This is a genomic window from Candidatus Liberibacter sp. (genome assembly GCF_014048425.1).
Taxonomy (GTDB): domain Bacteria; phylum Pseudomonadota; class Alphaproteobacteria; order Rhizobiales; family Rhizobiaceae; genus Liberibacter.
Map to the genome: position 1 here is coordinate 1 of NZ_JACETX010000087.1, position 1,305 is coordinate 1,305.

Here is a 1,305-nt window from a genome sequence, read left to right on the forward strand (position 1 = left end):
TCAAACATCATCTAAATTCACCATAATACGGTATTTACAATTGGTTAAGGCTTGGATGTTATGGAGTGTGAACAGTTTTTAGAATATTCATCAGAGGCATTAAATGAGTCTGAAATGGTCGTAACACCAGAAACAATACGTCACTGGAAAGAAGTAGGCACGCGTATAAGAGATATCCGTAAGGCTAATAATAAGACCCTGGAGGATATGGCTGTTAAAACCAAAATGATGAGAACAGCTTTGTGTAGCTTCGAAAACGGCAGAGCTTCTACCAGCATCAACTACGCATTATTCCTTCGAAATGAATTCGGGATTAGCTTTGATTGGATTTATGAAGGGGAAACGATCCTTAAGGCTTATACGTCTAAGAAAACGAGTAATGATGTCTTGGATTCTATAGTCATTGGGAAGAGACTGAAGGGATTAAGAGAGTCATTAGGGCTTAATAAGGTGGAGTGCAGTATATTAATGGGCATATCCGATGTCGGCGTCAGTAATATTGAAAATGGTAATAGAACTCCACGTATAGAAACGTCTCTTAAGATAAAGAAAGCAACTAAAAAACATCTGGACTGGATTTATTTTGGTGATGAGGTAATCATACCTAAAAGTGTCATAAGAGCTAGAAAAGCTAAAAACAAGACATGATTATAACGCCAGAAATACGTAAATATTGGGAAGCAGTAGGCACGCGTATAAGAGATATCCGTAAGGAAAAAGGTAAGACCCAAGCAGAAATGGCTATAGGGGCTAATCAGCTTGAAAGTGCCGTTAATCAGTTTGAAAATGGAATACGCTCTACCAGTATTAACTACGCATTATATTTACGAAATGAGTACGGAGCTAGCTTTGATTGGATCTATGACGGGGAAACGATCCTGAAGGCTCATAAACCTCAAAGTTTAAGGTGTAAAGTCTTAGATCCTGTGGCTATTGGAGCGAGGATTAAAGAGCTAAGACAGTCATTAGGGCTTAACAGAGTAGAGTTTGGAAAAATGGTAGGTTTGCGGTGTGCCTACATATCAATATATGAAATTGGTACAGTTAAGCCCCGCATAGAAACAGCTAAAATGATCAAGAAAACAACTAAAAAACATCTGGACTGGATTTATTTTGGTGATGAAGTCATCATACCGAAGAGTGTCATAAGAGCTCAAAAAGCCAAATCCGCTAAAAGCAAATAATCCCAAACATTATCTAAATCATCAGAATTGTATAGTGTATCAAGTATATATTATATACTGTATAAAGTATATTTTATCACCCATAATAGGTCATAATCCAACAGTGCAGAGAGTATATTTA

2 protein-coding genes are annotated in these 1,305 nt (G+C 37.0%); both read left to right on the forward strand.

All coding sequences use genetic code 11. The features are described 5' to 3' along the window. Nucleotides 1–60 precede the first annotated feature (60 nt). Complete coding sequence (locus tag H0G72_RS06025; protein WP_259345182.1) at nt 61–648, forward strand: helix-turn-helix domain-containing protein; 588 nt, start codon at nt 61–63, stop codon at nt 646–648. After that, a complete protein-coding gene (locus H0G72_RS06030; protein WP_182017867.1) occupies nt 645–1,184 on the forward strand; it encodes a helix-turn-helix domain-containing protein in 540 nt (179 codons plus the stop codon). The genes H0G72_RS06025 and H0G72_RS06030 overlap by 4 nt, the downstream gene beginning before the upstream one ends. The last annotated feature ends 121 nt before the right edge of the window (nt 1,185–1,305 follow it).

Bases quoted from the DNA above. Each gene is read 5' to 3' on its own strand.
- H0G72_RS06025 (WP_259345182.1), top strand. From the start codon at position 61: ATGGAGTGTGAACAGTTTTTAGAATATTCATCAGAGGCATTAAATGAG.
- H0G72_RS06030 (WP_182017867.1), top strand. From the start codon at position 645: ATGATTATAACGCCAGAAATACGTAAATATTGGGAAGCAGTAGGCACG.